This window comes from Mycobacterium sp. 4858 (assembly GCF_900240975.1).
GTDB lineage: Bacteria > Actinomycetota > Actinomycetes > Mycobacteriales > Mycobacteriaceae > Mycobacterium.
On the sequence record NZ_LT968776.1, the window covers coordinates 60,700 to 86,196 of the forward strand.

The 25,497-nt window shown below is 68.8% G+C and carries 23 protein-coding genes; 8 read left to right on the top strand and 15 right to left on the bottom strand.

What is annotated here, in order from left to right:
- Positions 1–2: 2 nt before the first annotated feature.
- The 4 genes from fadD12 (at position 3) to C1737_RS08455 (ending at position 5,751) form a co-directional block, all read left to right on the top strand.
- Positions 3–1,643, top strand: a complete 1,641-nt coding sequence (gene fadD12, locus C1737_RS08440; protein WP_102417869.1) for an acyl-CoA ligase FadD12 — start codon at positions 3–5, stop codon at positions 1,641–1,643.
- On the top strand, positions 1,643–2,929 hold the full coding sequence (locus C1737_RS08445) for an alpha/beta hydrolase (RefSeq protein WP_102417870.1): 1,287 nt from the start codon (positions 1,643–1,645) through the stop codon (positions 2,927–2,929). Before fadD12 ends, C1737_RS08445 begins: the two co-directional genes overlap by 1 nt.
- A gap of 171 nt (positions 2,930–3,100) precedes the next feature.
- On the top strand, positions 3,101–4,465 hold the full coding sequence (locus tag C1737_RS08450) for an HNH endonuclease signature motif containing protein (RefSeq protein ID WP_102417871.1): 1,365 nt from the start codon (positions 3,101–3,103) through the stop codon (positions 4,463–4,465).
- A gap of 140 nt (positions 4,466–4,605) precedes the next feature.
- Complete coding sequence (locus C1737_RS08455) at positions 4,606–5,751, top strand: Rieske 2Fe-2S domain-containing protein (protein ID WP_102417872.1); 1,146 nt, start codon at positions 4,606–4,608, stop codon at positions 5,749–5,751.
- A 9-nt stretch (positions 5,752–5,760) separates the two neighbouring features.
- On the opposite strand, the gene C1737_RS08460 is transcribed toward C1737_RS08455, so the two are convergent.
- From C1737_RS08460 to uvrC, 7 genes are all read right to left on the bottom strand, one after another.
- Complete coding sequence (locus C1737_RS08460; protein ID WP_068098167.1) at positions 5,761–7,011, bottom strand: cytochrome P450; 1,251 nt, start codon at positions 7,009–7,011, stop codon at positions 5,761–5,763.
- Between the two features lie 34 nt (positions 7,012–7,045).
- A complete protein-coding gene (hsaA, locus tag C1737_RS08465; protein ID WP_102417873.1) occupies positions 7,046–8,230 on the bottom strand; it encodes a 3-hydroxy-9,10-secoandrosta-1,3,5(10)-triene-9,17-dione monooxygenase oxygenase subunit in 1,185 nt (394 codons plus the stop codon).
- Between the two features lie 298 nt (positions 8,231–8,528).
- The gene (locus C1737_RS08470) at positions 8,529–9,917 is read right to left on the bottom strand and encodes a wax ester/triacylglycerol synthase family O-acyltransferase (RefSeq protein ID WP_067928583.1); all 1,389 of its coding nucleotides are present in this window, start codon (positions 9,915–9,917) and stop codon (positions 8,529–8,531) included.
- A gap of 53 nt (positions 9,918–9,970) precedes the next feature.
- Positions 9,971–10,948 carry a DNA-binding protein WhiA gene (gene whiA / locus C1737_RS08475; RefSeq protein WP_102419857.1) on the bottom strand — a complete coding sequence of 326 codons (978 nt, stop codon included), beginning with the start codon at positions 10,946–10,948 and terminating at the stop codon, positions 9,971–9,973.
- Entirely contained in the window at positions 10,945–12,009 is a 1,065-nt protein-coding gene (yvcK, locus tag C1737_RS08480; RefSeq protein WP_102419858.1) for a uridine diphosphate-N-acetylglucosamine-binding protein YvcK, read from the bottom strand. Before yvcK ends, whiA begins: the two co-directional genes overlap by 4 nt.
- Positions 12,010–12,017: 8 nt before the next feature.
- Entirely contained in the window at positions 12,018–12,935 is a 918-nt protein-coding gene (gene rapZ, locus C1737_RS08485; protein WP_102417874.1) for an RNase adapter RapZ, read from the bottom strand.
- Positions 12,932–14,902: an excinuclease ABC subunit UvrC gene (gene uvrC, locus C1737_RS08490; RefSeq protein ID WP_068098170.1), complete on the bottom strand. Its 1,971-nt coding sequence runs from the start codon at positions 14,900–14,902 to the stop codon at positions 12,932–12,934. The genes rapZ and uvrC overlap by 4 nt, the downstream gene beginning before the upstream one ends.
- Positions 14,903–15,184: 282 nt before the next feature.
- Between uvrC and C1737_RS08495 the strand changes: the two genes are divergently transcribed.
- Complete coding sequence (locus C1737_RS08495; protein ID WP_067928460.1) at positions 15,185–15,523, top strand: hemophore-related protein; 339 nt, start codon at positions 15,185–15,187, stop codon at positions 15,521–15,523.
- Between the two features lie 57 nt (positions 15,524–15,580).
- On the opposite strand, the gene C1737_RS08500 is transcribed toward C1737_RS08495, so the two are convergent.
- The 3 genes from C1737_RS08500 to C1737_RS08510 are packed head-to-tail and all read right to left on the bottom strand — an operon-like array spanning position 15,581 to position 17,795.
- A complete protein-coding gene (locus C1737_RS08500) occupies positions 15,581–15,991 on the bottom strand; it encodes a PH domain-containing protein (RefSeq protein WP_068098180.1) in 411 nt (136 codons plus the stop codon).
- Positions 15,992–16,038: 47 nt separating this feature from the next.
- Positions 16,039–16,521 carry a 6,7-dimethyl-8-ribityllumazine synthase gene (ribH, locus tag C1737_RS08505; RefSeq protein WP_102417875.1) on the bottom strand — a complete coding sequence of 161 codons (483 nt, stop codon included), beginning with the start codon at positions 16,519–16,521 and terminating at the stop codon, positions 16,039–16,041.
- Positions 16,518–17,795: a bifunctional 3,4-dihydroxy-2-butanone-4-phosphate synthase/GTP cyclohydrolase II gene (locus tag C1737_RS08510; protein ID WP_067928467.1), complete on the bottom strand. Its 1,278-nt coding sequence runs from the start codon at positions 17,793–17,795 to the stop codon at positions 16,518–16,520. Before C1737_RS08510 ends, ribH begins: the two co-directional genes overlap by 4 nt.
- Positions 17,796–18,012: 217 nt before the next feature.
- Here C1737_RS08510 and C1737_RS08515 point away from each other — a divergent pair, with 217 nt between their 5' ends.
- Positions 18,013–18,288, top strand: a complete 276-nt coding sequence (locus tag C1737_RS08515) for a hypothetical protein (protein ID WP_067928469.1) — start codon at positions 18,013–18,015, stop codon at positions 18,286–18,288.
- A 31-nt stretch (positions 18,289–18,319) separates the two neighbouring features.
- Here the strand turns inward: C1737_RS08515 and C1737_RS08520 are convergent, their stop codons facing one another.
- Positions 18,320–18,922, bottom strand: a complete 603-nt coding sequence (locus C1737_RS08520) for a riboflavin synthase (RefSeq protein ID WP_068098171.1) — start codon at positions 18,920–18,922, stop codon at positions 18,320–18,322.
- A gap of 129 nt (positions 18,923–19,051) precedes the next feature.
- Between C1737_RS08520 and C1737_RS08525 the strand changes: the two genes are divergently transcribed.
- Together C1737_RS08525 and C1737_RS08530 are read left to right on the top strand one after the other, a co-directional pair.
- Positions 19,052–19,759 (top strand): LppX_LprAFG lipoprotein, encoded by a 708-nt coding sequence (locus tag C1737_RS08525; protein ID WP_067928474.1) that lies wholly within the window; start codon positions 19,052–19,054, stop codon positions 19,757–19,759.
- Positions 19,756–21,318: an MFS transporter gene (locus tag C1737_RS08530; RefSeq protein ID WP_102417876.1), complete on the top strand. Its 1,563-nt coding sequence runs from the start codon at positions 19,756–19,758 to the stop codon at positions 21,316–21,318. Before C1737_RS08525 ends, C1737_RS08530 begins: the two co-directional genes overlap by 4 nt.
- 6 nt (positions 21,319–21,324) lie before the next feature.
- Here C1737_RS08530 and ribD read toward each other — a convergent pair whose 3' ends face one another.
- The 4 genes from ribD to fmt all read right to left on the bottom strand — a co-directional run bounded on the left by ribD (position 21,325) and on the right by fmt (position 25,409).
- Positions 21,325–22,347, bottom strand: a complete 1,023-nt coding sequence (gene ribD, locus C1737_RS08535; protein WP_102417877.1) for a bifunctional diaminohydroxyphosphoribosylaminopyrimidine deaminase/5-amino-6-(5-phosphoribosylamino)uracil reductase RibD — start codon at positions 22,345–22,347, stop codon at positions 21,325–21,327.
- The gene (gene rpe / locus C1737_RS08540) at positions 22,344–23,030 is read right to left on the bottom strand and encodes a ribulose-phosphate 3-epimerase (protein WP_082973069.1); all 687 of its coding nucleotides are present in this window, start codon (positions 23,028–23,030) and stop codon (positions 22,344–22,346) included. The genes ribD and rpe overlap by 4 nt, the downstream gene beginning before the upstream one ends.
- A 61-nt stretch (positions 23,031–23,091) precedes the next feature.
- Positions 23,092–24,480, bottom strand: coding sequence for an RsmB/NOP family class I SAM-dependent RNA methyltransferase (locus tag C1737_RS08545; RefSeq protein WP_102417878.1), 1,389 nt, complete (start codon positions 24,478–24,480; stop codon positions 23,092–23,094).
- On the bottom strand, positions 24,477–25,409 hold the full coding sequence (fmt, locus tag C1737_RS08550) for a methionyl-tRNA formyltransferase (protein WP_102417879.1): 933 nt from the start codon (positions 25,407–25,409) through the stop codon (positions 24,477–24,479). Before fmt ends, C1737_RS08545 begins: the two co-directional genes overlap by 4 nt.
- Positions 25,410–25,497 lie beyond the last annotated feature (88 nt).

Here is a 25,497-nt window from a genome sequence, read left to right on the forward strand (position 1 = left end):
CCGTGGCTTCCCTCCTTGGTCCCGTCAACGACGCCGTCGGCATCATCACGACCCTGAGGCGCGCCGGCATGATCGCGCCGATGCGGCCCGACCGCTACTTGAAGATGGCCGCGGCCATGCGCCGCGAGGGCATGGGGATGACCGTGGGCTTTGCCACCGCGGCCCAACGCTGCCCGGACCGGGCGGGCCTGGTCGACGAACTCGGCACCCTGACCTGGCGCCAGCTCGACGAGCGGATCAACGCGTTCGCCGCGGCGCTGCAGGGATTGCCCTCGGGGACTCCCAAGGTCGTCGGGGTCATGTGCCGCAACCACCGCGGGTTCGTCGATGCGGTGGTGGGCGCCAACCGGATCGGCTCGGACGTCGTGCTGCTCAACACGTCCTTCGCCGGGCCAGCGCTGGCCGAGGTGGTCAACCGCGAAGGCGTCGACGCCGTCGTCTACGACGAGGAGTTCACCGAGACGGTGGACCGCGCGCTGGCCGACAAGCCGGACGCCACCCGCATCGTGGCCTGGACCGACGGCGACCACGAACTGACCGTTGAGCAGCTCATCGCCGAGCACACCGGCCAACGGCCCGAACGATCCGGCCGCAAGGGCAGGATGATTCTGCTGACCTCCGGCACGACGGGAACCCCCAAGGGGGCCAACCAAACCGGCGGAAACGCCGGCATCGGCACGCTCAAGGCCATCCTCGACCGCACGCCGTGGCGCGCCGAGGAGACGGTGGTGATCGCGGCGCCGATGTTCCACGCCTGGGGCTTCTCGCAGTTGATCTTCGCGGCGTCGATGGCGTGCACGGTGGTCACCCGGCGCAAGTTCGACCCGGAGGCGACGCTGGACCTCATCGACCGGAACCAGGCGACCGGTCTGGCGGTGGTGCCGGTGATGTTCGATCGCATCATGGAACTGCCGCCCGAAGTGCGAAAGCGGTACAGCTGCAAGTCATTGCGCTTCGCGGCCGCGTCCGGCTCGCGCATGCGGCCCGATGTCGTCATCGCGTTCATGGATGAATTCGGCGACGTGATCTACAACAACTACAACGCCACCGAGGCCGGCATGATCGCCACCGCCACCCCGTCCGACCTGCGCGCGGCACCCGACACCGCGGGCCGGGCCGCGGGCGGAACCGAAATCCGGATCCTGGACAGCGAATTCAACGAGCTGCCCACCGGCGAGGTCGGCACCATCTACGTCCGCAACGACACCCAGTTCGAGGGCTACACGTCGGGCACCACGAAAGACTTCCACGCCGGCTTCATGTCGTCGGGCGACGTCGGCTACCTGGACGACGCCGGCCGATTGTTCGTCGTGGGTCGCGACGACGAGATGATCGTCTCCGGCGGCGAGAACGTCTACCCGATCGAGGTGGAGAAGACGCTGGCGGCCCACCCCGACGTGGCCGAGGCCGCGGTGATCGGCGTCGACGACGAGCAGTACGGGCAGCGGCTGGCGGCATTCGTGGTGTTGAGCCCGGGCGCTTCCCTCGACAAGGAGGCCACACCCGAGGCCCTCAAACAACACGTCCGGGAAAACCTGGCCAACTACAAGGTGCCCCGCGAGATCGCCGTGCTGGACGAACTCCCCCGCGGCAGCACCGGCAAGATCCAGCGCAACGAACTGCAGTCGCGGGTCAAGGGCTGATGCGCCGGTTGCCGCGCCGCCTGGTGCGTCCTTTGGTGCGCCCCCGCCCATTGGCGCGGGCCGCGCTCGAACTGGCCAACGCCGCCAATGGATTACGGCCGCTGGCCCGCAAGGGCTACAGCACCGTGCTGGTCTTCTGGTTCGGCTGGCCGACGTCGGAGGTGCCCGGCATCTACTTCTCCGTCTCGCTGCTGGACGCAGTGCGGCGCGCGCGGCTGGGCCACTTCGCGGGACGGCGCGGCAAGGCGGCGCTGGCCATGACCGCGGCGTCGTGGGCGATCCTGGGAGTGATCCGCTACCGCGGCATCACCACCCCGGGCCCGGTGCTGGAGGCGGGCCTGCGCGAGCAGCTCGGCCACGACTACGCCGAGGCGCTGAACGACCTGCCCCACGCCAAACCCACCCGCAGCGGGCGGCGCAGCCTGCCCCTGGGCAACACGGTGGCGCGCCGGCGCTACGTCGAGAAGACCAACGTGGTGTCCTACGGCCCGAACGGCCGCGCCAACCTCGCCGACATCTGGCGCCGCCGCGACCTGCCGCGCGACGCCAAGGCTCCCGTGCTGCTCCAAGTGCCCGGGGGCGCCTGGATGATCGGGATGCGCCGGCCACAGGCCTACCCGCTGATGAGCCACCTGGCCGCCCGCGGGTGGGTGTGCGTGTCGATCGGTTACCGCGTCTCGCCCCGCCACACCTGGCCCGACCACATCGTCGACGTCAAGCGGGCGTTGGCGTGGGTCAAGGAGAACATCGCCGACTACGGCGGTGACCCCGAATTCGTCGCCGTCACCGGCGGTTCCGCGGGCGGGCACCTGTGCGCGCTGGCGGCGCTGACCCCCAACGACCCGTCATTCCAGCCCGGATTCGAGGACGCCGACACGTCGGTGGCGGCCGCGGTCCCGATCTACGGCCGCTACGACTGGTTCTCCACCGAAGGCGAGGGTCGTCCCGAGTTCATCTCGCTGCTCGAAAAGTTCGTGGTGAAGCGGGGATTCAGCTCGCACCGCGACGTCTACATCGACGCCTCGCCGATCCGCCGGCTGCACGCCGACGCGCCCCCGTTCTTCGTCCTGCACGGCCGCGACGACTCCCTGATCCCCGTCGGCGAAGCCCAGGAGTTCATCGAGGAGCTGCGCGCGGTGTCTAAGTCCCCGGTCGCCTACGCCGAATTGCCCAGCGCGCAACACGCTTTCGACATCTTCAGCTCGCCCCGTGCGCATCGGTCCGCGGAGGCCGTCGCGCGGTTCCTGTCCTGGGTGTACGCGACAACCCCGCCCGATCGCGACTAGCGGGCCGCTCGTGCGCTCTCGCGCGGTTCCTGTCCTGGATCTACACGACGAACCCGCCCCGCCCGCGGCTAGCGGGCCGCTGGTGCGCTCTCGCAAATCCCTTGTGTCACTTTGGTTTCTGTGGTCACAACGTGGCGTTTTTTGTCGGTGGGTGTTTCTAGGGTTTGGGGTATGGGTGGCAGTAGTCGTGAGGAGATCGTCGAGGTCATCGACGCGCTCGATAACGACGCGGACCGGTTGTGCGGGTTGTCTTTTGACGTGCTGACCACCCCGGAGCGGTTGGCTGCCCTGGAGCGGGTGGAGCAGGTGGCCCGCCAGCTGCGCGCGCCTCAGCACGCGTTGATCAACCAGCTCGGCGCCCAGGCCAGTCCCGAGGAGTTGGGTGGCTCGCTGCGCACCGGGCTGGCCGACCGGTTGCGCATCACCAAAGCCGAGGCCGGCCGGCGCATCGCCGAGGCCCGCGATCTGGGCGAGCGCTGCGCGTTGACCGGTGAGCCGTTGGCGCCGCGGTTGAGCGCGACCGCCGCCGCCCAGCGCCAGGGGCTGATCGGTGACGGACACGTCAACGTGATCCGCGGATTCTTCGCCCAACTCCCGGCTGAGGTCGACGTGTTCACCCGCCAGGCCGCCGAGGCCGACCTGGCCGGCAAGGCCGCCGGCTACCGGCCCGACGAGCTGGCCAAATACGCCCAGCGGATCCTGGATTGGCTACACCCCGACGGGGACTACAGCGACGCCGAGCGGGCCCGCAAACGCGGCATCACGTTGGGCAAGCAGGAATGCGACGGCATGTCACGGCTGACCGGGCTGATCACCCCGGAGCTGCGGGCCGCCATCGAAGCCATGCTGGCCAAACTCGCCGCCCCCGGAGTGTGCAACCCCGAGGATGAAACCCCGGTGGTCGACGAGACACCCGACGAAGACGCGGTGCGCCACGACACCCGCAGCCCCGCCCAACGCCACCACGACGCCTTCCTGGCCGCACTGCGCGGACTCCTAGCGTCGGGGGACCTGGGCTCCCACAACGGGCTGCCGGTGTCGATCGTGGTCACCACCACCTTGCAAGACCTCGAAGCCGCCGCCGGCAAGGCGCTGACCGCCGGCGGCACCCTGGTGCCCATGTCGGACGTGATCCGCTGGGCCGGCCACGCCCACCATTACCTGGCGATCTTCGACAAGAGCCGATCACTAGCGCTGTGGCACACCAAACGTCTCGCCTCCCCGGCGCAGCGAATCATGTTGTACGCCAAGGACCGTGGGTGTACCAAACCCGGCTGCGACGCGCCGGCCTACCACAGCCAGGTCCACCACGTCCGCGGATGGCAAGCCACCCGCCGCACCGACATCGACGACCTCACCCTGGCCTGCGGCCCCGACAACCGACTCGCCGAACAAGGCTGGACCACCCGCACCAACGCCCGCGGCGAAACCGAATGGCTCCCCCCACCCCACCTCGACCGCGGACAACCACGCACCAACAGCTACCACCACCCCGAACGACTCCTCGAAGACGGCGACGACGACGAACCCGGATGACACAGCGATTGGCCTAGCAAGGCTTCACCACTAGGGCAATAAGTCACACGTCTAGGGGCTTTAGCCTGCATCCATGCCGCGGCGATGCGCGGAAACTATAACGTGTTCTAGTTCGGCCGATGAGCTACTGGAGGCGTGGAGTGAGCATCGATACCGCTGGCGTCGGCGTCCGGGAGATTGACGTCGGAACGTTGCCGACCCGGTTTGCTCGCGGCTGGCACTGCCTAGGCGTGGTCAAGGACTTCCTGGACGGCAAGCCCCACGCGGTCAACATCTTCGGCACCAAGCTCGTCGTCTTCGCCGACACCGAACACAATCTGCACGTTCTCGACGCCTACTGCCGGCACATGGGCGGGGACTTGTCGCAGGGAGTGGTCAAGGGCGATACCGTCGCGTGCCCGTTTCACGACTGGCGGTGGGGCGGCGACGGCAGGTGCAAAGAGGTGCCGTATGCCAAGCGCACTCCGCGAATGGCGCGCACGCGCTCCTGGCCCACCGAGGTGCACAACGGTCTGTTGTTCGTCTGGCACGACCAGGAGGGCAACCCGCCGTCACCGGAATTGCAGATTCCCGACATTCCCGAGGCCGCCAGTGACGAATGGACCGAATGGCGTTGGCGCAGTGAGCTCATCGAGGGTTCGAACTGCCGCGAGATCGTTGACAACATCGTCGACATGGCGCACTTCTTCTACATCCACTACGGCTTCCCGACGTACTTCAAAAACGTCTTCGAAGGCCATATCGCTTCGCAATACCTGCGCACCGCGGGCCGGCCCGATGTGCTGCTCGGCGGTTCGCACTACACCGGCGAACAGACACTGGATTCCGAGGCCTCCTACTTCGGCCCGTCGTTCATGATCAACTGGCTGCACAACAGCTACGGCGGCTACAAGGTGGAATCGATCCTCGTCAACTGCCACTACCCCGTCACGCAGAACTCCTTCATGCTGCAGTGGGGCATTATCGTGAAAAAGCCCGAGGGCATGGACGACGCCGCCACCGAGAAGCTGTCCAAGGCATTCACCGAAGGCGTCAGCATGGGCTTCCTGCAGGACGTCGAGATCTGGAAGCGCAAGACCCGGATCGAAAACCCGTTGCTGGTCGAAGAGGACGGCCCGGTCTATCAGCTGCGCCGCTGGTATCAGCAGTTCTATGTCGACGCCGCCGACGTCACGCAGGAGATGACCGACCGCTTCGAGTACGAGGTCGACACCACCGCCGCGAACAAGTATTGGCACACCGAGGTGGAAGAGAACCTGCGGCCTAAGGTTGCACAGCCCCAATAGTCGCGCCATTCAGTGCGCGACGGGGCACCCGCCGGTGTAGTCGACCTGCCAGTGCTTGATGCCGTTGAGCCACCCCGACCGGATCCGCTGCGGTTTTGCGATGGGCGTGAGGTCGGGCATGTGGTCGGCGATGGCGTTGAACATGAGGTTGATCGTCAACTTGGCCAGGTTGGCGCCAATGCAGTAGTGCTCGCCGGTGCCGCCAAAACCGACGTGCGGGTTGGGGTTACGTAGGATGTCGAATCGGAACGGATCGGTGAAGACGTCCTCGTCGAAGTTGGCCGAGCGGTAGAACATCAACACCCGCTGGCCCTTCTTGATCGGCACGCCCGACAGTTCGGTGTCCTCCTTGGCGGTCCGCTGGAATGCGGTCACCGGGGTGGCCCACCGGACGATCTCGTCCGCCGCGGTCTCCGGGCGTTCCTTCTTGTACAGCTCCCACTGGTCGGGGAAGTCGCAGAAGGCCATCATGCCCTGGGTGATCGAATTGCGCGTGGTCTCGTTGCCGGCGACCGCCAGCATCATCACGAAGAACCCGAACTCGTCGTCGGAGAGCTTCTCGCCGTCGATATCCGCCTGCAGCAACGTGGAAACGATGTCGTCGCCGGGATTTTCGTTCTTGATCTCGGCCATCTTCATCGCGTAGGCCAGCACCTCCGCCGAGGACACCTTGGGATCGACGTGCGCGTACTCCGGGTCCTGGGCGCCGGTCATCTCGTTGGACCAACGGAAGAGCTTGCCGCGGTCCTCTTGCGGCACGCCGAGTAGCCCGGCGATGGCCTGCAGCGGCAGTTCGCACGCCACCTGCTCGACGAAATCCCCGGAGGCTCCGGCGGCAGCGGCCTTGGCGATGGCCTGGGCCCGCTCGTTGAGCTCGTCACGCAGCCGGCCGATCGCGCGCGGCGTGAACCCGCGGGAGATGATCCTGCGCAGCCGAGTGTGGTGCGGGGGGTCCATGTTGAGCAGGACGAGCCGCTGCAAGTCGATGTCCTCGCGGCTCATGTCGTCGGCGAAGCGCGGGATGGCGCCGTTGAGCCAGCTGGAGAAGACGTCGTTGCGCAGCGAGACCTCTTTCACGTCCTTGTGTTTCGTCACCACCCAGAAGCCGCCGTCGTTGAAGCCGCCCTTGCCGATGGGCTGGTCACACCACCAGATGGGTGCGTTGCGGCGGAGTTCCGCGAGCTCCTCGACGGGCAGTCGCTCTGCGTAGATGTCCGGGTCGGTCGGGTCGAATCCGGGGGGAAGATGTGGGCAGGTCATCGGTGGCTCCTCTGCGAGTCAGACCAGCGTTGAGTTAGACCATCGTGTCGGCGGGTGGCAGCCCGAATTCGTGGTTGCCGAAGATCAGGTAGGCCCGCTCGGGATCGTTGGCGGCGTGCACCCGGCCGGCGTGCGCGTCACGCCAAAACCGTTGAATCGGAGCGCTATTGGCCAACGCGGTGGCGCCCGAGGCGTCGAACAGCCGGTCGATCGAGGCGACCGCGCGAGCGGTGGCGCGCACCTGGTCGCGACGGGCCCGGGCCCGCAGCTCGAACGGGACCTCCCGGCCCGCCATCAGACACGCGTACTCGTCGCCGACGTTGCCCATCAACTGCCGCCACGCGGCGTCGATATCGCTGGCCGCCTCGGCGATACGGACCTTGGCGAAGGGGTCGTCTTTGGACTTCTCCCCCGCGAACGCCGCGCGCACCCGCTTGCCTTGATGCTCGACATGGGATTCATAGGCGCCGTATGCCATGCCGACGATGGGTGCAGTGATCGTGGTGGGATGCATGGTGCCCCATGGCATCTGGTAGACCGGGGCGGTGTTGGTCACCAAACCGCCGGCGGTGTGGTCGTTCATCGCCTTGTAGGACAGGAACCGGTGCCGGGGCACGAACACGTCCCTGATGACCAGGGTGTTGCTGCCGGTGCCCTTCAGGCCGACGACATGCCAGACGTCGTCGATGCGGTAATCGCTTTTGGGGATCAGGAAGCTGCCGAAGTCGACCGGCTGGCCGTCCTTGATCACCGGGCCACCGACGAAGGTCCACGTGGCATGGTCGCAACCCGACGACCAGTTCCACGAGCCATTGACCAGATAACCACCGTCGACCACCTGGCCCGCACCCATGGGGGCATATGAGGAGGAGATGCGCACGTTGGCGTCCTCGCCCCATACGTCGTGCTGGGCCTGCTGGTCGAACTGTGCCGCATGCCAGTTGTGCACGCCCAGAATCGACGCCACCCACCCGGTCGACCCGCACGCACTGGCCAGGCGCCGGACGGCCTCGAAGAACACCGTCGGATCACACTGCATCCCGCCCCACTGCCCCGGTTGTAGCAGACGAAAGAAACCGATTTCCTGCAGTTCGCTGACGGTGGCGTCCGGCAGCCGCCGCAGCTCCTCGGTCTCCTGCGCCCGCTGCCGCAGCTTGGGCAGCAAGTCGTCGATGGCGGCCAGAACGGACTGGGCATCGACTTCTTGAATGGTCGTCACTGCTACCTCCACCCGTGCGGACTTAGTCAGAGGACTAGAGCACGTTGCGATGTTGATCGAGTATTTTGTTGTTTTCGCTGTACAGGCGCATTAATAGCCGTTCTGCAACTTGTTCTAATTATGGCCGCACGCCGGGTCGCGGATAGGGCATAAAGTCCCACAGCTGTTCCGCGCGCAGGGATGAGGAGCGCGCGCAGACCTTGGCAGAGAACGCTGACGGCGGCGACCCGAGGGCACTCCCCAGCTCGGCGGCGACCCGACTTCGCCCGGCTACGCCGCGCTCGCGATCGCCGCTAGCTCACTCCCGCGTGGCCGCCTTCTCGAGCTCGGTGAGCGCCGGCTCGATCCGGTCCGCCATGTCGTCGATGTCGTTGGCCACCTCGGGCGTCGTCACGAAACCGAAGTCCAGGTAGTCGGTGTAGGAGAAGCAGGTGATGTTCAGGGCGACGTCCATGACCGGCGGACCGAGCGGCACCAGCGAATCCAGCTTGGCGCCGGCCATGTACAACGGGAACGGCGGGCCCGGCACATTCGAGACAACCAGGTTGATAGGCGCCAGGTTTCGCGACAGCCCGCTGGCGGTGTAGGCCCGCGCGGCCAACTGCAGCAACCCCGGCGGCGTGGTCTCGGTCAGGCCCATGATCTGGTGCGCCGACAACGCCTTGGCCATCAGCTTGGCGTTCTGGGTGCTTTCGTGGATGGCCCGCAGCCGCTCGGCGGGGTCGTCGACGTCGGTGGCCAGCGACACGGTCATCGAGCTCACCTTGTTGCCGACGTCATCCTTGTCGTCGTCGGTGCGGGTCGAGACGGGGATCTGGGCGATGAGCGGTTTGGCGGGCAGCTCACCACGCTTCTGCAAGTACTCCCGGGCGGCGCCGGCCACCAGCGCCAGCACGACGTCGTTCAGCTTGACACCGTAGGCGTCCTTGACGGCCTTGGCCCGGGCCAGCTCGACACGGCAGCCGGTGATCCGCCGGTGCGGGGACACGGGCGCGTTGAACCGGGTCTTGGGGGCTTCGAAATACCGTGGGGGCCGGCCGCTCACGCCCAGCGCGGCGATCTGCTGGCGCACGGTTTGCTCCACGAGCCTGGCGATGCGGAAGGGCGTCTTGACTCCGACGTTGATGAGCGCGCCCACCGCCCGCCGTTCGATGCCCGGAATCCGTGAGCCCACCAGCGAACCGACTGTTTCCCGTTGCGGCGGGCGCGGTTCCGGCGTGACGTCCAACAGGATCTCCCCCAGGCCGGCGCCGGAGACGCCGTCGACGATGGCGTGGTGCATCTTGGTCAGCGACGCGACCCGGCCGCCCTCCACGCCCTCGATCACCCACATCTCCCACAACGGCCGGGCACGGTCCAGCTTGTAGGACATCAGCCGGCCCACCAATTCCTCCAGCTCGCGGCGGCCGCCGGGCGCCGGCACGGCGATGTGCCGGATGTGGAAGTCGATGTCCAACTCCTCGTCTTCGACGAACCACGGCCGGTCCAGCCCGAGCGGCGCACCGGTGACCCGCCACCGCAGCTGCGGCAGCTCGGGCAGCCGCTCGACGATCAACTCGCGGAGCCGCTGGAAGCTGTACTCCGGCGAATCCTTCGGGTCGCAAATCGCCAGTGCGCCCACATGCATGTGCCAGCCCGCGGTCTCGGCCGACCAAAACGCCGCATCAACGCTCGAAAGCCGCTTCATCACCCGACCGTAGCCCCCACCCACCCGTCGCGAACAGCGATTGACGCTACCGGTTACGCGTCTTCCAGCAAATCCGGAGTCACCGCCGATTCGGTGTCCGGGATGCCCTCGATTTTCGCCTTGCGATCGGCCATCGACAGCAGCCGCCTAATGCGGCCGGCGACAGCGTCTTTCGTCATCGGGGGGTCGGCGAGCCGGCCCAGCTCCTCCAGCGAGGCCTGCCGGTGCTCGACGCGTAGCTTGCCGGCCGAGGCCAAATGGTCGGGGACGGTGTCGCCGAGGATCTCCAGCGCGCGTTCCACCCGGGCGGCCGCCGCGACGGCGGCCCTGGCCGAGCGGCGCAGGTTGGCGTCGTCGAAGTTGGCGAGCCGGTTGGCCGTCGCCCGCACCTCGCGACGCATCCGGCGCTCCTCCCAGATGAGCCGGGTGTCCTGCGCGCCCATCCGGGTCAGCAGCGCGCCGATGGCCTCGCCGTCGCGCACCACCACCCGGTCGGCGCCACGCACCTCGCGGGCCTTCGCGCTGACCCCGAGCCGGCGCGCCGCGCCCACCAACGCCAGCGCGGCCTCGGGGCCGGGGCAGCTGACCTCCAGCGCCGACGACCGCCCCGGCTCGGTCAGCGACCCGTGCGCCAGGAAGGCTCCGCGCCACGCGGCTTCGGCGTCGGCGATGCTGCCGCCCACCACCTGGGCCGGCAAGCCCCGCACCGGGCGGCCGCGGTTGTCGAGCAGGCCGGTCTGGCGTGCCAGCGCCTCGCCGTCGTTGGCCACCCGCAGCACGTAGCGGGTGGTCTTGCGAATCCCGCTGGCGGACAACACATGCACCACCGCGTTGTACCCATAGAGCTCGAAGATGTCCTTGCGCAGCCGCCGGGCGACGTTTCCGAGGTCCACCTCGGCCTCCACCACCACCCGGCCGCCGACGATGTGCAGCCCGCCGGCGAACCTCAGCAGGGACGTCACTTCCGCGCGACGCGCGCTCACCGACTTCACGACCAGGCGGCTGAGCTCGTCCTTGACTTCGGTCGTCATCGCCACGCGTCGTCACCCCTTGGTCCGCTGCCGGCCGGTCCGTTGCCCCCGGGCTGTGGGCTTGCACCGTCGACCCGAATATCCGCGGTGGCCGTGATCGGGGGCGCTGCCGGACCCTTGCGGGCCGCCCGGACCCCGTCCAGGGCCGCCGCGAGCTTGCCTGGGTCATGTAAAGGTGTACCAGGTCGAGCCACGTCGACGAAGTGGACCTCGGCCGAAAGCAGCGTCGCCGTGCGCCGCAGGTGCTCCCGCTCCCGCTCCCCGGGAACCCGCTCGGCATCGATGATGATGTCGTGCACGGTGAAACCCGGTGCATGCTGGGCCAACACGTGCAGATGCCGCTCCACGGAGAAGCCGGCAGTCTCCCCCGGCTCGGCCACGAGATTGAGCACCAGGGCACGACGGGCGGTGGTGGCCCGCAGCGCCGCCGCCAGTCCGGGCACCAGCACGTGCGGGATCACGCTGGTGAACCACGAGCCGGGACCCAGCACCACCAGGTCGGCGGCCATGATGGCGTCGACGGCCTGCCGGGTCGCCGGAGGGTCGGACGGCAGCAGCCGGACCCGCCGCACCTTGCCCGGCGTGGTGGCGACCGCCACCTGGCCGCGGATCAACCGGAACATCCGCGGATCGGTCTCCAGGCCGGACACGTCCGCCTCGATCTGCAGCGCGATCGGGCACATCGGCAGCACACGGCCCTTGACGCCGAGAATCCTGCCGAGCTCGTCGAGCGCGGCCACCGGATCGGCCAGCACCTCGGACAGCCCGGCGAGCATCAGGTTGCCGATCGGATGTCCGGCCAGCGCGCCGTTGCCACCGAACCGGTGCTGCAGGATGGTCGCCCACAATCGCCCGTGCGGGCTGTCGGACGCCAAGGCCGCCAACGCCATTCGCAGATCACCCGGCGGCACCACGTTCAGTTCGCTGCGCAGCCGGCCGGACGAACCCCCGTCGTCGGCGACGGTCACCACGGCGGTGACATGGGGGGTCAACCGGCGCGCCGCCGACAGCGTCGCGTACAGGCCGTGCCCCCCGCCCAGCGCGACGATGCCCTGATTCATCGGGGCGCTCATTCGCGACCCAGATCCCGGTGCAGCGCCCGCACCGACAGTTGCGGGTTGCCCTTGAGCAGTCCCATCAGCGCCTCGGCGATCGCGACGCTGCGATGCTTACCGCCGGTGCAGCCGATGGCGACCGTCATGTAGCGCTTACCCTCCCGGCGGTAGCCGCCGACGACCAAAGACAGCAACCGATGGTAGGCGTCGAGGAAGTCCGCGGCGCCGGGCTGGCTCAGCACGTATTCGCTGACGGCCGGGTCCTGTCCGGTGAGCGGGCGCAGCTCGTCGACCCAGTGCGGGTTGGGCAGAAACCGCACGTCCATCACCATGTCTGCGTCCATCGGCAGGCCGTACTTGAAGCCGAACGACTCGACGGTGACGCTGATCGACGTGCTGACGTCGCCACCGAACGCGCGCTCGATGCTCTCCCGCAAGCCCCGCACGGACAGCGTCGACGTGTCGATGATCAGGTCGGCGGTGGCGCGCACCGGCGCCAGCATCCGGCGTTCGGCGGCGATGCCCTCGGCCAGGGTTTGGTCGCCCTGCAGTGGATGGCTGCGGCGGTTCTGTTCGTAGCGGCGCACCAGCATGTCGTCGGATGCCTCCATGAACACCACCCGGGGCCTGATGTTGCGGGTGGCCAACTCGGTGCGCACCTCATCGAGGTCGCCGGTGAAGCCGCGTGACCGCACGTCCATCACCACCGCCAGCCGGGTGATGCGCGACCCGGCGTCCATGCCGAAATCCACCATCCGGGTGATCAGCTGGGGCGGCAGGTTGTCGGCCACGTACCAGCCGAGGTCTTCGAGCACCTTGGCCGCGGTACCCCGCCCGGCGCCCGACAATCCGGTCACCAGGACGACGTCGATCCCGGCCCCACCGTCTGGACGGGCGTCCGTCGGGCGGCCCTCCGCCAGCTCACCCGTCATTCGCCTTCTCCGGGCCGCTCGGGCCGCAGCATTTCAGGTCGCAACGCCTCCAGGACGGCGGTGGCGGTGGCCACACCGATGCCGGGAACGGCCGTGATCTGGTCGACGGTGGCCTCCTTGAGGCGGGCTATCGATCCGAAGTGGGTTACCAGCGCCTTGCGGCGATGCTCCCCCAATCCTGGCACCGAATCGAGCGCCGAGGCGGTCATTCGCTTGGATCGCTTGCTGCGATGGTAGGTGATGGCGAACCGGTGCGCCTCGTCACGAATCCGTTGCAGCAGATAGAGCCCCTCACTGTTGCGGGGCATGATGACGGGGTCCGGCTCCGACGGCACCCATATCTCTTCCAGCCGCTTGGCCAGGCCGATCACCGCGACGTCGGTGATGCCCAGGTCCTCGAGCACGGCGCTGGCCGCGTTGACCTGCGGCGCGCCACCGTCGACGACGTAGAGGTTGGGCGGATAGGCGAACCGGCGCGATTTCCCTTCGGCCGAAAGCATATTCGGGTCGTTCTGTTCGCTCAGGTGCCGCGCGAACCGGCGCCGGGTCACCTCGGCGATCGAGGCGACGTCGTCGGAGCGGCCCTGCCCGGCGGCTTCGCGGATGCCGAAGTGGCGGTAGTCCGACTTGCGCGGCAGGCCGTCCTCGAACACGACCAGCGAGCCCACCACGTCGGTGCCCTGCACGTGGCTGATGTCCACGCATTCGATGCGCAGCGGCGCATCGGCCAGCCCGAGGGCGTCCTGAATGTTCTGCAGCGCAGCCGATCTGGCGTTGAAGTCGCCGGCTCGCTTCAGCTTGTGCTGCTGCAGCGCCTCTTTGGCGTTGCGTTGCACGGTTTCGGCCAAGGCCCGCTTGTCCCCGCGGCGCGGCACCCGCAGCGCGACCCGCGAACCGCGCAGGCCGGACAGCCAGCTGGCCAGTTCCTCGGAGTTGGACGGCAGGCACGGCACCAGCACCTCGCGCGGCACCGGGTTGGCGGCCTCGTCGGCGGCTTGCTCGGTTGGGAAGCCCAGCTCGGCCTGCTCGCCGTAGAACTGCGTCAGGAACTGCTCGACCAACTGTTCTTCGCCGGAATCGCCTGCTTCCGCCGACTTTTCGACGATCCAGCCGCGCTGACCGCGGACGCGGCCGCCGCGAACATGGAACACCTGCACCGCCGCCTCCAGCTCGTCGTCGGCGAAGGCGACCACGTCGGCGTCGGTGCCGTCGCCGAGCACCACGGCCTGTTTCTCCATGGCGCGCTTGAGCGCACCCAGGTCGTCGCGAAGGCGCGCGGCCCGCTCGAAGTCGAGTTCGTCGGACGCGGCGTGCATCCGCTGTTCCAGCTCGCGGGCGTAACGGTCGGTCTTGCCGGACAAAAAGTCGCAGAAGTCGTCGACGATCTGGCGGTGCTGCTCGGCACTGACCCGGCCCACGCAGGGCGCCGAGCACTTGTCGATGTAGCCGAGCAGGCAGGGACGGTCGATCTGCTTGTGCCGCTTGAACACACCGGCCGAACAGGTGCGGGCCGGAAAGACCCGGGTGAGCAGGTCCAGCGTTTCCCGGATCGCCCACGCGTGGGAGTAGGGCCCGAAATAGCGGACGCCTTTGCGGCGCGGACCGCGATAGACCATCAGCCGGGGAAACTCTTCGTTGAGCGTCACGGCCAGCACCGGGTAGGTCTTGTCGTCGCGGTAACGGACGTTGAAGCGCGGGTCGAACTCCTTGATCCAGTTGTATTCGAGCTGCAGCGCCTCGACTTCGGTGTTGACCACCGTCCACTCCACCTTGGCGGCGGTGGTCACCATCTGCCGGGTACGTGGGTGCAGGCCGGCGACGTCGGCGAAGTAGGACGTCAGCCGGCTGCGCAGGCTCTTGGCCTTGCCGACGTAGATGACCCGACCGTGCGTATCCCGGAACCGGTACACGCCCGGCTCGACCGGGATGGACCCGGGCGCGGGGCGATACGTGGCGGGATCTGGCACCCATCCAGGCTAGTAGCCGCGACGAGGGCCGCGGGTTGTCGGGATCGGGTGGTTGGATCGCGCCGAGCCGCGGCCGGGCCACCCGCGATCGGCACGCATTTTCAAACGTGCGTTCGATGGTAGGGCGGGCCTCGGTAGTCAGCCATCGGCGAAATTAACGGCGGCGACCTGGGGTTACGGCAATTCACCGTTGGCGAGGACAGTTTGGAGGGCTCCCGTTCCGGTTACCAAGGGTGTAGCTGGACGTTACAGTGGGTGGTAATCAATGGAGGGAGTCCACAGATGTTCAAGCGCTCGTTGACCAGACTCGCGATGGGGGTCGGCGGTCTGGCATTGGCGTCGACCGCCGCCGCCGGGGTCGCATCCGCTGCCCCCGATTACGGCCCGATGATCAACACGACGTGCAGTTATGACCAGGCGATGCGGGCTGTGCACGCGGAAAACCCGATGGCCGCTCAGTACCTCGACCAGTCGCCGCCGAACCAGCAGTTCCTGCAGCAGTACCTGGCGTCGTCGCCGGATCAGCGCGTGAACCTGCTCCACGCCATCGAGCACAACCAGGGCGCGCAGCAGGCTTTGCCGATCTTCCAGCAGATGATGACCGACTGCAAGAACTTCTGACCCGTCCACCTGAAAGGGCTATCCGTGCCTGCGCGGATAGCCCTTTCAGTAGCCTTTTCAGTGGGTGTGCAGGTCGGGCCGGTACCGCGCCAGCAATGACCGCACGGTATCCATCGCGCTGACCGCGCGCTCCTTGTCGACGGCCTGGATCGCCATCACGGGGATGTACTCGTCGTCGGGCAGGTCGATGCGCGCCCAGCGGTTACCCGCCGGAAACGAGACACCGGCGACATCCGGCCATTCGATGAGCTTGTCGCCCAACAGGTTACGCACCGATATCCCGGCCGCCCCGACCCGGAGCCGGGGCCGGGCGAACAGCAGGATCACGCCGGCGAGAACCACCCCGAGCAACACCATCGCCACCTGGTCGCTGGTGTGGAACACCACGCCGGTGGAGCCGACCTTGAGCAGGAAGCCGATCGCGATGTGCACCGCCACGATGACGACGGCCGCCGCGTAAACGAACATCGGCGTGCGATGGGGCCGCAACTCGACGTCCCAGTCCTGTCGGTCGGTCACGACCGGGAGCGCAGGTCGCGCAGCGTCAGCGCGGTTTGCAGCGCCGCGCCGGTCGCCTGGGCGCCCTTGTCCTCGGCCGATTCGGGAAGGCCGGCGCGGTCCAGCGCCTGCTGCTCGGTGTCGGTGGTCAGCACCCCATTGGCCACCGGCGTCGACGAATCCAACGAGACCCGGGTCAGTCCCTGCGTCACCGCATCGCAGACGTAATCGAAATGCGGTGTCTGCCCACGGATCACCACTCCGAGGGCGACCACGGCGTCGTGGTTGCGGGTCAGTTCCTGGGCCACCACGGGAATCTCGATCGCGCCGATCACCCGAACCACCGTGGGGTTGTCGATACCGGACTCGGACGCCACCTTGCGCGCACCGGCCAGTAGGGCATCGCAGATCTCGGTGTGCCAGGTACTCGCGACGAGGGCCAGCCGCAGGCCGGATGCGTCCAGGGGTGGAAAATCCGGCACACCCGCGGCGGGACTCACAAAGCACCGCCGAATTCGCCCGGCAGATGGACGGATTCGTGAAAGTCGTCCAACCCCGCCAGGTCGTGGCCCATCTTGTCGCGCTTGGTCATCAGGTAACGGATGTTCTCCGCGTTGGCGCGCACCGGCAGCGGCACCCGCTCGATGATGTGCAGACCGTAGCCGTCCAGCCCCACCCGCTTGGCCGGGTTGTTGGTCAACAGCCGCATCGAGCGAACCCCGAGGTCGACCAGTATCTGCGCACCGATTCCGTAATCCCGTGCGTCCGCGGGCAATCCGAGCTTGAGGTTGGCGTCGACGGTGTCCTCGCCGGCGTCCTGCAGCTGGTAGGCCTGCAATTTGTGCATCAGGCCGATGCCGCGGCCCTCGTGGCCGCGCATATACAACACGATGCCGCGCCCCTCCCGCGCCACCATCGCCATCGCCGCGTCCAGTTGGGGGCCGCAATCGCAACGGCGAGAACCGAACACGTCACCGGTCAGGCACTCGGAGTGCACGCGGACCAACACGTCGTCGCCGTCGGCGTTCGGCCCGGCGATCTCGCCGCGAACCAGCGCAACGTGTTCGACATCCTCATAGATGCTGGCGTAGCCGATCGCGCGAAACTCGCCGTGCCGGGTGGGTATGCGGGCCTCGGCGATCCGCTCGATGTGCTTCTCGTGCTTGCGTCGCCACTCGATCAGGTCGGCGATGGTGATCAGCGCGAGGTCGTGCTCGTCGGCGAAGACCCGCAGCTCGTCGGTCTGCGCCATCGCGCCTTCGTCCTTTTGGCTGACGATCTCGCAGATCGCGCCCGCCGGCTGCAGCCCCGCCATCCGCGCCAGGTCGACCGCGGCCTCTGTGTGGCCGGGGCGGCGCAGCACGCCACCGTCCTTGGCGCGCAACGGAACCACGTGGCCGGGGCGGGTGAAATCGTTGGCGACGCTGGCCGGATCGGCCAGCAGGCGCATGGTGGTGGCCCGATCGGAGGCCGAGATCCCGGTACCCACACCGTTTCTCGCGTCGACGGTGACGGTGTAGGCGGTTCCGTGCTTGTCCTGGTTCACCGCGTACATGGGCAGCAGGCCCAGCCGGTCGCAGATCGCGCCGTCCAGCGGCACGCACAGGTACCCCGAGGTGTAGCGAACCATGAACGCCACCAGCTCCGGGGTCGCCTTTTCGGCGGCGAAGATCAGGTCGCCCTCGTTCTCGCGGTCCTCGTCGTCGATGACGACGACGGCCTTACCGGCCGCAATGTCGGCAACCGCCCTCTCGACGGAGTCCAACCTCGTCATCGTCGCTACCTTGCTGTCTCAGGGGTCCGCAGGAAGAGCCCAAGTGTTGCATTCAGTATGAACCACCGCCCGGGCCGCCTTATTGCCGCTGCATTTCGTGCTGACCGACGCGCCACCGGTGCCCCCGGCTCCCGGTGCCCCCGCAGCAATAGGCGGTTCGGAGGACCGGCGCGGCGAAACGACCCCCGATCGAGTGCCAGCAATCTACGCTGAGCGGATGAAAATCACAGTGAGACTGGCGGTACCGGCCGTGACCTTGATGTTCGCCGGCGGACTCGCAGCGGGCATCGCCTCCCCGCAACCGGCGACGGCCGACGCGTGCGCCGACGTCGGCGGCCGGCATGTGAGCGTCGGCGGGTGCACCGATCCCGGGCGCTGGGGTAACTGGGTTCTTCCGGCCGATGCGATGACGGCCCCGCCGCCCGACGCACCGCCGCCGTGCTACACCCCGTCCGGCGAGCCGTATTGGACGCCGCCGGGCGAGCCCTGCTAACGCGTTCGGCACGGCCCCCAACGCGCACCAGCTAGCGCGCGGTGAGCAACCGTTCGACGTATTTGGCGATGACGTCGACCTCGAGGTTCACCTGCGTTCCGACCGGGGCACGTCCCAAGGTGGTCAGCTCGCGGGTGGTGGGGATCAGCGAAACCTCGAACCAGTCCCCCGGTTCGCTGGCGAGCCCGGAGACCGTCAACGAGATCCCGTCGACCGTGATCGACCCCTTCTCGACGACGTAGCGGGCCACACCCGCGGGGATCTCGATCCGCACCACTTCCCAGTGCTCGGACGGCGTCCGGGCCACCACCTGCCCGGTCCCGTCCACGTGCCCCTGCACGATGTGCCCACCCAGGCGGCTGTTGACGGCCGCCGCGCGCTCCAGGTTGACCGGGCTGCCGACCTGCAGCGCGCCCAGGTTGGAGCGGTTGAGGGTCTCGGCCATCACGTCGGCGGTGAACTGCCCGTCGGGCAGCAGCTCGGCGACGGTCAGGCAGACGCCGTTGACGGCGATCGAGTCGCCGTGCCCGGCGTCGGAGGTGACGACGGGTCCGCGGATGGTCAGCCGCGCGGCGTCGGCCAGCATGTCGCGAGCCGTCACCTCTCCGAGTTCCTCGACAATTCCGGTGAACATGTCATCAGGTTAATCGGCCGCCGGAGACCCGCCGCCGCGCTGGTGAGCAGGCCGAAGGCTCGGCGCCGGCGCGACACCTCGGCCCCGCGTCTCCCAAGCCGGTCACCGGCACCCTCTACGATGCAAGGTATGCAGACCCGCCGCCGTCTATCGGCCGTCCTCGCATCCCTGACCCTCGCCACCGCCTTGATCGCCGGCTGTTCGTCGGGCTCGAAGCAGAGCGGCGCCCCGCTGCCCGACGCCACGACCCTGGTCAAGCAGTCGGCCGACGCCACCAAGAATGTGAAGAGCGTGCACCTCGTGCTCAGCATTCAGGGCAAGATCCAGGGGCTGCCGATCAAAACGCTGACCGGTGACCTCACCACGGCGCCGGCCACCGCCGCGTCGGGCAACGCCACGATCACCCTCGGCGGCTCCGACATCGACGCCAACTTCGTGGTCGTCGACGGCACCCTGTACGCCACGCTGACGCCGAACAAGTGGAGCGACTTCGGCAAGGCATCCGACATCTACGACGTGTCGGTGCTGCTCAACCCGGACACCGGCCTGGCCAACGCGCTGGCGAACTTCACCAACGCCAAGGCCGAGGGCCGCGAAACCATCAACGGCCAGAGCACCATTCGCGTCAGCGGCAACGTGTCGGCGGACGCGGTGAACAAGATCATGCCGCAGTTCAACGCGACGCAGCCGGTGCCGAGCACGGTGTGGATCCAGGAGACGGGTGACCACCAGCTGGTTCAGGCCAACATGCAGAAGAGTTCGGGCAATTCCATCCAGGTCACGCTGTCCAACTGGGGCGAGCAGGTGCAGGTGACCAAGCCCCCGGTGAGTTCATGAGTTCGCAGACCGGGCGCCGCGTCGCGATCAGCGCCGGCAGTCTGGCGGTGCTGTTGGGCGCCCTGGACGCCTACGTCGTCGTGACGATCATGCGCGACATCATGAGCGACGTTCACATCCCGATCAACCAGCTGCAGCGCATCACCTGGATCATCACGATGTACCTGCTGGGCTACATCGCGGCGATGCCGCTGCTGGGACGGGCCTCCGACCGGTTCGGCCGCAAGCTGGTGCTGCAGGTCAGCCTGACCCTGTTCATGGTGGGCTCGGTGGTGACCGCACTGGCCGGGCACTGGGGCGACTTCCACCTTTTGATCGGCGGCCGCACCATCCAGGGTGTGGCCAGCGGCGCGCTTTTGCCGGTCACGCTGGCCCTGGGCGCCGACTTGTGGGCGCAACGCAACCGCGCCGGCGTGCTGGGCGGCATCGGCGCCGCGCAGGAGCTCGGCAGCGTGCTGGGCCCGCTGTATGGGATCTTCATCGTGTACCTGTTCCACGATTGGCGCTACGTCTTCTGGATCAACGTCCCGCTGACCCTGATCGCGATGGTGATGATCCAGTTCAGCCTGCCGTCGCACGAGCGGGTGGAGGAGCCCGAGCGGGTGGACCTGGTCGGTGGCGTGCTGCTCGCGGTCGCCCTGGGCCTCGCCGTGATCGGCTTGTACAACCCCCAGCCCGACGGCAAACAGATCCTGCCGAGCTACGGGGCGCCGTTGGTGATCGGGGCCGTCGTGGTCGCCGTGCTGTTCCTGCTGTGGGAACGGTTCTCGCGCACCCGGCTGATCGAGCCGGCGGGAGTGCACTTCCGCCCGTTCCTGGCCGCGCTGGGGGCTTCGCTGGCCGCGGGGGCGGCGCTGATGGTGACCCTGGTGGACGTCGAGCTGTTCGGCCAGGGGGTGCTGCAGATGGACCAGACGCAGGCCGCCGGGCTGCTGCTGTGGTTCCTGATCGCCCTGCCGATCGGGGCGGTGCTCGGCGGCTGGATCGCCACCCGGGTGGGCGACCGGGTGATGACCTTCATCGGGCTGCTGATCGCGGCCTACGGCTACTGGCTGATCCACTACTGGCGCCAAGACGTGCTGAGCCAGAAGCACGACATCTTCGGGGTGTTCAGCGTCCCCGTGTTGCACGCCGACCTTCTGGTGGCCGGTGTCGGCCTCGGCCTGGTGATCGGACCACTGACGTCCGCCGCCCTCCGCGTGGTTCCCGCGGCGCAGCACGGCATCGCCTCGGCGGCGGTGGTGGTGGCCCGGATGACCGGCATGTTGATCGGCGTGGCCGCGCTGAGCGCGTGGGGCCTGTACCGGTTCAACCAGATCGTGGCCGGATTGACGGCCGCGATCCCGCCCAACGCATCGTTGCTGGAGCGGATCGCCGCCCAGGGCACGATGTACCTCAAGGCGTTCGCCATGATGTACGGGGACATCTTCAGCGCCACCGTGGCCATCTGCATCGTGGGAGCGCTGCTCGGCCTGCTGATCGGCGGCCGCAAGGAGCACGCCGAGGAACCGGAGATTCCCGAGCCGCAGACCGTCGCGCTCGGGGAACACCAGCGCTAACCGCTCCTACTCGGCGCGCGGCACCAGGCTGAGCAGCAAATCCGGCCCGACGCGGTCGATTCCGTCGAACTGCCAGCGCAACGCCCGCGCGATCGTGGGCACCCCGACGTCGTCGACCGCGGAGACGGGACCGCCCAGCAGCATCGGCGCGACATAAACCAGGATGCGATTGACCGCCCCCGCCCGCAGGAAGGCGCCCGCGAGGGTGGGACCGCCCTCCAGCAGGACATCGGTGCGATCGGAAAGCGCCCTGATCACCTCCATGGGATCGTGCGTGCGAATCACCATGGTCCGCGAATCGTCGTTGAGAACCTTTGCCTCCGGCGGTATTTCACGCATGCCCACCACCACGCGCAGCGGCTGCCGGTCGGCCAGCGAGCCATCGGGCAACCGGGCGGTCAACGCCGGATCGTCGGCCAACACGGTGCCGGTGCCGACCACGATCGCGTCGGCCGCCGCCCGGCGGCGATGCAGGTCCAGCCGGGAGGCCTCGCTGGAAATCCACTGGCTGGTGCCGTCGGCGGCCGCGCTGCGGCCATCGACGCTACTGGCGTATTTCCAGGTCACGTGCGGCAACCCGGACCGCTGCTTGTGCAGCCACTCCCGCAACGGCCCACCGGCCACTTCGTCGGCCAGCACCCCGGCCGTCACCTGCACGCCCGCCTCGGTCAACCTCGCCGCGCCGCCGGCGGCGGTCGGGTTCGGGTCGGCGACGCCGTAAACCACCGCGCCCACTTCCGCGTCCAGCAGGGCGTTCACGCACGGCGGGGTCTTGCCGTAATGATTGCAGGGCTCCAGCGTGACCACCGCGGTCCCGCCGACCGCCAGTCGGCCGGCCCGCCGCAACGCCAGCACCTCGGCATGGTCGCCGCCGGCCGGTTCGGTCCCGCCGACGCCGACGACCACCCCGTCCGCGTCCAGGACGACGGCGCCGACCGGTGGGTTCGGATAGGTGGTGCCCTTGACCTGGTCGGACTGCTCGATCGCCAGCCGCATGGCCGCGTCGAGGCCGTCGACGGCCTGATTCATCGCAGGTGCGGTGACGCGGCGGCCGCCTGCCTGCGCAGCGCCGCGACGGCGGCCTCCGGGTCCTGGGCCCCGTACACGGCTGACCCGGCGACGAAGCAGTCGACGCCGGCCTCGGCGGCCTGCTCGATGGTGTCGTCGTTGATGCCACCGTCGATCTCGACCAGGATCGTCAGCTCCCCCGCTTCGATCAGCTTGCGCACGGCGCGGACCTTGCTCAGCACCTCGGGGATGAAGCTCTGGCCGCCGAACCCCGGCTCGACCGACATGATGAGCAGGGTGTCGAACTGCGGCAGGATTTCCAGATACGGCTCCAGCGGTGTCCCCGGCTTGACGCTGATGCCCGCCTTGGCGCCCGCGGCGCGAATGTCGCGCGCCACCCCGACCGGGTTGTCGGTGGCCTCGGCGTGGAAGGTGACGTTGTAGGCGCCCGCCTCGGCGTAGGGCGGCGCCCAACGGTCCGGGTCCTCGATCATCAGATGGCAGTCCATCGGGATGGAGGAGGCCGCCAGTAGGCTCTCGACCACGGGCAGGCCGATGGTCAGGTTGGGCACGAAATGGTTGTCCATCACGTCCACGTGCAACCAGTCGGCGCCACGCACCGCCGCCGCCTCGTCGGCCAGCCGCGCGAAGTCAGCGGACAGGATGGACGGCGCGATCAGCGGCCTACCGGTGTTGTCAGGCATGTGCGCCACACTATCCGCGGCGCAGCGCGGCGGCGGCCCGGCCCGTCAAGTCGCCGTCGCGCTACCCCGCTTCGCGGCGCAGCGCGGCGGCGAACATGGCGTCGGTGCCGTGGCGATGCGGCCACAACTGGACATACGGCCCGTCCCCCAAGCCGGTGACGGGCTCGAACAGCGGCCGGGTGTCCAACGCGCGCACCGGGTGCCGGCGCAACGCGTCGGCGACCACCCCGACGGTTTCGGCCAGGTGCGGAGAACACGTCGCGTACAGCACCACACCGCCGGGCCGGGTCAGCGCGATCGCGGCGCCCAGCAGCTCGCGCTGCAGCTTGGCAAGCACCGGCACGTCGGAAGGCTGACGACGCCACCGCGCCTCGGGTCGGCGCCGCAACGCCCCCAGGCCGGTGCAGGGCGCGTCGACCAGCACCCGGTCGAACGTCGGCTCGAGTCCGGTCTGCCGGCCGTCGACCCGCAGCACCTCGACGGGAAGCCCCCGGGTGTTCTCGGCCACCAGGTCGGCGCGGCGCGGGGCCGGCTCCACCGCCGTGACGCGGGCCCCCGCACCGGCGCCGATCGCAGCCAGCAGCGCGGTCTTGCCGCCCGGGCCGGCGCACAGATCCAGCCAGCGCCCGGCGTCTTCCTCGACCGGTGCCAGCGTGAGCGCGCGGGCCACCAGCTGGCTGCCCTCGTCCTGGACCAGCGCGGCGCCGTCTCGCACCGGCGCCAGCCGCCCGGGATCGCCGCCTGGCAGGTAGACCGCGTAGGGCGAATACCTGCCGACGGTGCCGCCGACGGCATCGGCCAGCTCCGCGGCGGTCAGCACCCCGGGGCGGGCCGCCAGGTGCACCTGCGGCCGTTCGTCGTCGCTGGCCAGCACCGCGTCGAGCTCGCCCGCGGCGGACCCCAGCGCGTCGGCGAAGGCCTGCGCGACCCAGCGCGGATGCGCGTGGACGAAGGCGGCGTGCCCCACCGGGTCCCGCGACGGGTCGGGCGCCAGCTCTTCGACCCAGGACTTCTCGTCTCGGGCGGCGATGGCACGCAGCACGCCGTTGACGAAACCCGCTCGGGCCGAGTCGAATTCGATTCCGGCCTGCTCGACCGTGGTGGACACCGCGGCGTAGGTGTCCACCCGCGTGCGCAACAGCTGGTAGGTGCCGAGCCGCAGCAGGTCGAGCAGCACCGGGTCGATCGTGTCCGGCGAGCGGCCCGCGGCGGCGCCGATGACCGCGTCCAGCAGGCCCCGGGTGCGGCACGTGCCGTAGGTCAACTCGGTGGCGAACGCGGCGTCGCGGCCGGTGATCCCGCGTTCGCGCAGCAGGGCGGGCAGGGCCAGGTTCGCGTATGCGTCGCGCTCGCTGACCGCCCGCAGCACCTCGAACGCGGCGGCGCGCGCGGGGTCGAGTGGTCGGCGCCGCTTGCCGCGTCCGCGATCCGGCGGCCTGGGCCGGCTCACGTCGCCCGCACAGCGGAGTCGAGTCGCGCGCCGCGGGCCCAGTCGACGGCGTTCATGAGTTTCTTTCCGGGCGGCTGGATTTGGCCCAGCCGGACGGCCTGCGAGCTCGTCCCGACCCAGACGTCCTTGCGACCGACGTGGATAGCGCCGGGCGCCAAGGCTTCCGGGGCGTCCGCGTCGATCCGCACCGGGCCGAGCTTGAGGCGCAGGTCGCCGATCTGCGTCCAGGCGCCCGGGTTCGGCGTGACCGAGCGGATCCGTCGCTCCACCACCAGCGCCGGCAGATCCCAGCGCACCCGGGCCTGCTCGACGGTGATTTTCGGTGCGACGCTGACGCCGTCGGCGGGTTGCGGGCGGGGCGTCAACGTCTGGTCGGCGATCCCGTCCAGCGTGGTCGACAGCAGGGCCGCACCCGAAACGGCCAGTCGCTCAAGCAATTCGCCGGCGGTGTCGGTGGGCCGGATCGTCTCGGTGACAACACCGTAGATCGGCCCGGAGTCCAGGCTGGGCTCGATCCGAAACGTCGTCGCCCCGGTGATGGTGTCCCCGGCCGCGATCGCGGCCTGCACCGGCGCCGCCCCGCGCCAGGCGGGCAGCAGCGAGAAGTGCAGGTTGATCCAGCCGTGCGGCGGCACCGCGAGCAGGGCGTCGCGCAGCAACGCGCCGTAGGCCACGACCGCGCAGCAGTCCGGTGCCAGCTCCGAGAGCTCAGCGACGAATTCTTGCGAGTTCGGTCGCGCCGGCCGCAGCACCGGGATGCCGCGGTCGAGCGCTTCACGCGCCACCGGCGACGGCTGCGGCTTGCCGTGCCGGCCGACGGCGGCGTCGGGCCGCGTCAGCACGGCGATCACCTCGTGGCGGGGCGAGTCGACGAGGCGACGCAGCGCGGGCAGCGCGGGTTCGGGGGTACCGGCGAAGACGAGACGCACCGGCCCAGTCTAGGAAGACGCCAACCCCGTCCGACCGTAACTTGCGCACGTTTATTATTTCTAATGCATACTATTGCTAGAGGTCATC

What these genes read in the sequence shown, in the direction of transcription:
- yvcK (WP_102419858.1), bottom strand. Translation starts at nt 12,009, where the DNA reads ATGAATCAGGGCATCGTCGCGCTGGGCGGGGGGCACGGCCTGTACGCG.
- ribD (WP_102417877.1), bottom strand. Translation starts at nt 22,347, where the DNA reads ATGAATCAGGCCGTCGACGGCCTCGACGCGGCCATGCGGCTGGCGATC.
- C1737_RS08520 (WP_068098171.1), bottom strand. Translation starts at nt 18,922, where the DNA reads ATGTTCACCGGAATTGTCGAGGAACTCGGAGAGGTGACGGCTCGCGAC.
- C1737_RS08525 (WP_067928474.1), top strand. Translation starts at nt 19,052, where the DNA reads ATGCAGACCCGCCGCCGTCTATCGGCCGTCCTCGCATCCCTGACCCTC.
- C1737_RS08500 (WP_068098180.1), bottom strand. Translation starts at nt 15,991, where the DNA reads ATGTTCGTTTACGCGGCGGCCGTCGTCATCGTGGCGGTGCACATCGCG.
- rapZ (WP_102417874.1), bottom strand. Translation starts at nt 12,935, where the DNA reads ATGACGGGTGAGCTGGCGGAGGGCCGCCCGACGGACGCCCGTCCAGAC.
- C1737_RS08495 (WP_067928460.1), top strand. Translation starts at nt 15,185, where the DNA reads ATGTTCAAGCGCTCGTTGACCAGACTCGCGATGGGGGTCGGCGGTCTG.
- C1737_RS08450 (WP_102417871.1), top strand. Translation starts at nt 3,101, where the DNA reads ATGGGTGGCAGTAGTCGTGAGGAGATCGTCGAGGTCATCGACGCGCTC.
- C1737_RS08445 (WP_102417870.1), top strand. Translation starts at nt 1,643, where the DNA reads ATGCGCCGGTTGCCGCGCCGCCTGGTGCGTCCTTTGGTGCGCCCCCGC.
- whiA (WP_102419857.1), bottom strand. Translation starts at nt 10,948, where the DNA reads ATGACGACCGAAGTCAAGGACGAGCTCAGCCGCCTGGTCGTGAAGTCG.
- rpe (WP_082973069.1), bottom strand. Translation starts at nt 23,030, where the DNA reads ATGCCTGACAACACCGGTAGGCCGCTGATCGCGCCGTCCATCCTGTCC.
- C1737_RS08460 (WP_068098167.1), bottom strand. Translation starts at nt 7,011, where the DNA reads ATGACCTGCCCACATCTTCCCCCCGGATTCGACCCGACCGACCCGGAC.
- C1737_RS08515 (WP_067928469.1), top strand. Translation starts at nt 18,013, where the DNA reads ATGAAAATCACAGTGAGACTGGCGGTACCGGCCGTGACCTTGATGTTC.
- C1737_RS08530 (WP_102417876.1), top strand. Translation starts at nt 19,756, where the DNA reads ATGAGTTCGCAGACCGGGCGCCGCGTCGCGATCAGCGCCGGCAGTCTG.
- C1737_RS08470 (WP_067928583.1), bottom strand. Translation starts at nt 9,917, where the DNA reads ATGAAGCGGCTTTCGAGCGTTGATGCGGCGTTTTGGTCGGCCGAGACC.
- C1737_RS08510 (WP_067928467.1), bottom strand. Translation starts at nt 17,795, where the DNA reads ATGACGAGGTTGGACTCCGTCGAGAGGGCGGTTGCCGACATTGCGGCC.